The sequence below is a fragment of the Tissierellales bacterium genome, assembly GCA_025210965.1.
Classification (GTDB): domain Bacteria; phylum Bacillota; class Clostridia; order Tissierellales; family JAOAQY01; genus JAOAQY01.
Map to the genome: position 1 here is coordinate 1 of JAOAQY010000125.1, position 5,813 is coordinate 5,813.

Here is a 5,813-nt window from a genome sequence, read left to right on the forward strand (position 1 = left end):
ATTCAATTTATTTAATCTAAAACATTTTCGTTAGTTAATTTTTAAAGTTAAGCAAAAAAATCCCTAGCTACAATTAATTTTATGATTAATAGCCGCTAGGGATTCCATTATTTTACAAAATATTCGTTGATTGATTCTTTTTAGTCTTCTAAATATGGACAATCTTCAAATCCACCGCTTCCGTCTCTAAGTGGTTCGCCATTTCCTCTACCTTGTCCTCTTTGCCCGTCATTATTTCTATTACCTCTATTCTCATCTGTATTTCTGCCCAGACCATTACCTTTCCAATTTTCATCCGTTCTACCTTGACCGAAATTGCCTGTTGTTCCTCTTTCAAATGCTTTTAGATGATTTTCAGAACCTCTCTTCAAATATTCGAATACCTTTTCAACGTCCTCTGGTAAATCCTCTTTTAAGAAGCTTTCATACATCGCTATATTTGCCACTTCTGCATCCACTCCAAGTTCTAATGCGCTTTCAATACTATCTGGTTTCACTAGATAATCATCCGAGTCAAACTCTGGAAAATCCACATCGTATTTTTCAAATAATGGCTTTAACCATTCTATATGTGTATCTTCTGCTTTAACTATGTTTGTAAATGGTCTACCGCCATCCAATTCTTCTATGATATACTCATATTCTGCTTTTGCCATGTACTCGTCTTCTATAGCGTATTCTAGCATGTCCTCTAATGTTAAGTTTCCATCCTCTTTTGCTGCCCCTGCTCCTATGTCTGATGTTGCAAATCCTACACTTGCACTAGCTAAGACCATAAATCCTGCTAACAATATACTCATCATTTTTTTCATTTTCATTCTCCTTTCGTCCCATCAACCTTTATTTCTAAGATTTCCATCGGGTTTATCTTTGTTCTTGTCTTAATTATAGAATTCTTATATGGCAGTTATGTGACAAGTAGAAGAATGTTTTGTCATTTTAGAAGTTTCTTTGATAAATCTTCTGTAAATAACTCCGAACCTTTTTTGTTCAAGTGCTGAGAATTATAAAAGTATGCCTTATCATGACTTAGGTAATTATCGCTATAATCAATAAATTTGAAATCATATTTTAAAGATAGCTCTCTGTATATATCCATTACGTCTTCTCTATTTCTATATAGTTTCTGAGCTTCGATATACTCAGGAGGATAGACGAGAACTATTTCTATTCCATCTTCTTTACATTTGCATAAGTACTCATCAAACAATTTTAATATATCCTCGTCTATTTTTTGAAATATTCCCTCTTTCTTGTGCATTTCATAAAATGAATCAAATGTGTGGTCCCAAGATTTTTCTTGACCTTCATAACCTTTATATTTATTATTTGTTATATGTCTCATTCCTGTAAATTCTGCAATACCAATCTCCATAATCTCAGGTCTATGAATATATCGCATAGCAGGTATTTTTGAATCTATAAAACTCAAACCATCATATGCACTCACTGAATTTTTCAAAATAGGCTCATCAATATATGGTAAAAATTGACCTTCATTGTAAAGTCCATTTCGCTTTGCGAGTAAAAATAAATCCAGTGCCTGAATTATCCCTTTTGGTTTTTTATTATATTTTAAAAACAAATCATACCTTGCTTTCTCCATGAAAAAAGGGTATCCATCTAATCCTAAATTATAAAAACTTTGATTTAAATTCTCTTCTAGTATTTGTGGAGATATCGTTACCCACGCTCTAGAACTTCCATTTATTATCCAATCGGCATTTACTTCTCCACGAATTATGTCATTCCACTCTGAAAATAAATAACACTCTGATTTTTTAAGACCGCTAGTAACTGCATAATCCACAACCAAAAGAGTTAGTAATACTAAAAAAGCCATAATAGCTAATTTCTTTGCAAATTTCTTCATATTTCGTCTCCTTAAAACTGAAAATATATAAATTCTTGATTGTTCGTTATAGCTAAAAATATTATAGCCATAATTAGTACATAATATAAACTCCACCTAAATAAAACAGGTTTTCGTCTTATCCTATCTATTATAGATTCTCTCTCTTCTAGATATTGGATAATGAACATCATAACTATGGAAAAGAAACTAATTATCCATTGAATTTTATCTAATCCAATATTTAATAAATCAGCTTTTATCTGATGCATATTCAAGATTTCTCTAGGATCAAAACCTAGATGTGTTACTATATAAATCGCATCTGAAAATGTATTTGCCCTAAAAAATACCCACGCTACACAAACTAATGCAAATGTCGTAATCACATGAAGTATGTATCTAACTCTAGATTTTGGCACCCTTACACCTACCATTTTTTCCACAACTAAATATATGCCATGTATTCCTCCCCATGCTACAAATGTCCAATTAGCACCATGCCAAAGTCCGCTTATCAGAAAAGTAATAATTATATTTATATGCATTTTTGACATTTTTACTCTATTTCCACCTAATGGTATATATACGTAATCTCTGAACCAACTCGAAAGTGATATATGCCATCTACTCCAAAATTCTCCAATTGATCTTGAAAAGTAAGGTCTTTTGAAATTTTCCATCAAATCGAAACCCATAACCTTAGCTGCACCAATAGCTATATCGGAATACCCAGAAAAATCGCAATAAATCTGTATAGCAAATAAAATTGTGGCTACAATTAACACTACTCCTTGATACTCTCTTGGATTGTTATAAACAGTATTTACTGCTATTGCTACTCTATCTGCAATTACTACTTTCTTAAAAAAACCAATTGCCATTCTTTTTAGACCATCGCTAACTCTGTCATATTCAAACTCATGTTTCTTATAAAATTGTGGCAATAATCTATTTGAACGCTCTATCGGACCTGCAACTAATTGCGGAAAAAAAGAAACATATAACGCAAATATTCCTAAATGTTTCTCTGGTTTAATCTTTCCATTATAAACATCTATAGTGTAGCTAAGAGTTTGGAATGTATAAAATGATATTCCCATAGGCAATAATAACTCTAAAGATATTCCTTTATAGTTTCCTCCAAAAAATGAACTTACAGCTACTAGACTATCATTAAAAAATCCAAAATACTTGAATATAAATAACAAACCCAAATTCGATACTAAACTCAAATATAAATATTTCTTTCTATTTTTCTTCTTTTTCTCAGCACCCATTTTTAAACTAAGCGTATAGTCTATTATAGTTGATGCTAGTATCAACACTATATACTCTGGCCTCCACGCCATGTAAAAATAATAACTAGCTCCTAATAACAATGCCCACCTGTATTTTTGCGGACAAAAAAAATACAAAAATACAACTATCGGAAAAAATACCATAAATTCAAATGAATTAAATAACATATGCCAATACTCCCATCATATAATTTTGAACCCCTTTTATAAACGTGTTCTTTTTACGTTTTAATTTTACACACAAAAGCCAAATGCTTCAACAACAATACGATGACATAATTATGACTATTTAGATACAAGAATCTCTAATTTCCATAAATTTATGGCATAAAAAAACCACCGCCGGGGAAGCAGTGGTTTTGATGGATCCGACATACAACGGGGGTCGAAATGTCGATTTAGCATAGTTAAGGTATCTAATTGTTGTATAAACAACGATCATGTATGGGAATGCTTGGTCCCATACCTTCATTATTATAGAGTTATTACGCTAAAGCATCTGTGACATATGTCACATTTTAACTGTGATTTCCATTTTTTTTATGATTTTAATTGTACGGCGTACGTTTTATTTCAAAATATTTTGACTTTCAATCATTTCGCCACTCCTATTAAACCGATTTGACTTATATTTTCGTTATGTATATACTGATTTTGTATTTATTATATAGGGGAGATGACAACATGTCTATGAAAAAAACACGAAGTTAGTGCTGTCTTTCAAAAAATATAAATTATAGGAGGCTTTTAAATGAAAAATATATTTACTAGCTGGAAAGACAGCTATTTGATAAAAGAACATATAACTAACCCGAATATAGAAGTTGGAGAATACAGCTATTATTCAGGATTTTATCACGGGAGACATTTTGAAGAACATTGCGTACGCTATCTAGATGATGAACGGACAGATGTAGATAAATTAAAAATAGGAAAATTTTGCTCTATTGCATCTGGTGCTGCATTTATGATGGCTGGAAATCAAGGTCACAGGCACGATTGGATATCTTCATATCCATTCTTTTACTCTGACTTATCAGAAAATGCAAATGATGGGTGTGCATTTAGTGGAGATACCATAGTAGGCAATGATGTTTGGATTGGAACAGATGCAATCATACTCTCTGGAGTACACATCGGCGATGGCGCAGTAATAGCAGCACATGCTGTTGTGACAAAAGATGTACCGCCATACACAATAGTTGGTGGAAATCCAGCTCGACCTATAAAAAAGAGGTTTAATGATGAATACATCAATCTCCTATTGGAAATGAAGTGGTGGGACTGGCCTATAGAGACCATAAAAAATGCTGTTCCAATTTTGTGTAGCAATCAATTCGATCTTTTAGAAAAATTCTATAAAAGTATGAAATTATAAATTTAAAATATGAGAAGGTGAATTCACAATGAAAAATATAGTTCCAGTATTACTTGGCACAGATATAAACGCATATAGCATGACCCGAACTTTTCACGAAGCCTATGGTGTCAAATCATATATCATAGGAAAGATGTATTCTGGCCCGATTAAAAATTCAAAAATAATAGAAAAAGTAATTCTTGAGCCAAATATCGAGCAAAATGAAAGATTTTTAGAAATCATACTTCCTCTTGGAAAAGAATTAAAATCAAAAGGAATTACACCATTTATTTTTGCATGTGGAGACAATTACATTCGCCTTGTTACTAAAAACAAAGACGCTCTTAGCAAATACTTCATTGTTCCATTCATAGATGACGATTTGGCAGATAAGTTAATTTTAAAAGAAAATTTTTACAAACTATGCGATGAATACAACATAGATTATCCTAAAACATTTTCTTTTGATTGTAATTCTGACCTAAATATTGAGGATATAAATCTAAATTTTCCTCTAATAATAAAGCCATCTAATAGTGTTACCTACTGGGATTTTCCTTTTGAAGGACAAGAAAAAGTATTCTTAGCAAATGATTTAAATGACGGTAAACGGATTTTGAACGATATATTAAAATCAGGATACCGAGACGGACTTATATTTCAAGAATTCATACCAGGATCTGATGATCATATGTATGTGCTCACTTGTTACTCTAATCAGAGAAAAAAAGTCGTAATGACTGCTCTAGGACATGTTCTCTTAGAAGAACACACTCCAAAGGGCAAGGGAAATCATGCTGCTATATTATCAGATGAAAATGATGTTTTGGTGTCTAAATTGTCAGGATTCTTGGAATCTATTGGATATATAGGTTTTTCAAATTTCGATATAAAATATGATGAAAGAGATAAAAAATACAAGGTGTTTGAGGTAAATCTAAGACAAGGACGTAGCAATTATTATGTAACTGGCGGAGGTATAAATATAGCAAAATTGCCAGTCGAAGACTATTTGACAGGTGAATCTATACAACCTACAAAACTAAAAGTAGGAAGCCTTTGGACTATGCTCCCACACGGTGTCATATACAAATATGTATCTGATAATGACCTCAAAAATACTGTCAAGAAATTGATAAAATCTCACAATGTAACTCATCCACTAGAGTACAATAAGGATAAGAATTTAAAGAGAAGCCTTTATATCAATCTTGCTAAGCTAAATCAATTTAAAAAATTCAAAAAATATTTTTAAATCATTTAAGACGCTTTTGTTATTCTAATCAAAATGCCAAAAAAA

The 5,813-nt window shown here is 31.7% G+C and carries 5 protein-coding genes; 2 read left to right on the plus strand and 3 right to left on the minus strand.

The features are described 5' to 3' along the window. Nucleotides 1–140: 140 nt before the first annotated feature. The 3 genes from N4A40_09340 to N4A40_09350 all read right to left on the minus strand — a co-directional run bounded on the left by N4A40_09340 (nucleotide 141) and on the right by N4A40_09350 (nucleotide 3,321). Complete coding sequence (locus N4A40_09340; protein ID MCT4662050.1) at nucleotides 141–812, minus strand: DUF2202 domain-containing protein; 672 nt, start codon at nucleotides 810–812, stop codon at nucleotides 141–143. A 122-nt stretch (nucleotides 813–934) separates the two neighbouring features. Continuing rightward, nucleotides 935–1,873 carry a hypothetical protein gene (locus N4A40_09345; GenBank protein MCT4662051.1) on the minus strand — a complete coding sequence of 313 codons (939 nt, stop codon included), beginning with the start codon at nucleotides 1,871–1,873 and terminating at the stop codon, nucleotides 935–937. A gap of 11 nt (nucleotides 1,874–1,884) precedes the next feature. Further along, a complete protein-coding gene (locus N4A40_09350) occupies nucleotides 1,885–3,321 on the minus strand; it encodes an MBOAT family protein (GenBank protein ID MCT4662052.1) in 1,437 nt (478 codons plus the stop codon). A 583-nt stretch (nucleotides 3,322–3,904) separates the two neighbouring features. On the opposite strand from N4A40_09350, the gene N4A40_09355 reads away from it, so the two are divergent. Together N4A40_09355 and N4A40_09360 are read left to right on the plus strand one after the other, a co-directional pair. Beyond that, entirely contained in the window at nucleotides 3,905–4,531 is a 627-nt protein-coding gene (locus N4A40_09355; GenBank protein ID MCT4662053.1) for a CatB-related O-acetyltransferase, read from the plus strand. Nucleotides 4,532–4,559: 28 nt separating this feature from the next. Beyond that, entirely contained in the window at nucleotides 4,560–5,768 is a 1,209-nt protein-coding gene (locus N4A40_09360; protein MCT4662054.1) for a hypothetical protein, read from the plus strand. Nucleotides 5,769–5,813: the final 45 nt, after the last annotated feature.

Bases quoted from the DNA above. Each gene is read 5' to 3' on its own strand.
- N4A40_09340 (MCT4662050.1), bottom strand. From the start codon at position 812: ATGAAAAAAATGATGAGTATATTGTTAGCAGGATTTATGGTCTTAGCT.
- N4A40_09345 (MCT4662051.1), bottom strand. From the start codon at position 1,873: ATGAAGAAATTTGCAAAGAAATTAGCTATTATGGCTTTTTTAGTATTA.
- N4A40_09350 (MCT4662052.1), bottom strand. From the start codon at position 3,321: ATGTTATTTAATTCATTTGAATTTATGGTATTTTTTCCGATAGTTGTA.
- N4A40_09355 (MCT4662053.1), top strand. From the start codon at position 3,905: ATGAAAAATATATTTACTAGCTGGAAAGACAGCTATTTGATAAAAGAA.
- N4A40_09360 (MCT4662054.1), top strand. From the start codon at position 4,560: ATGAAAAATATAGTTCCAGTATTACTTGGCACAGATATAAACGCATAT.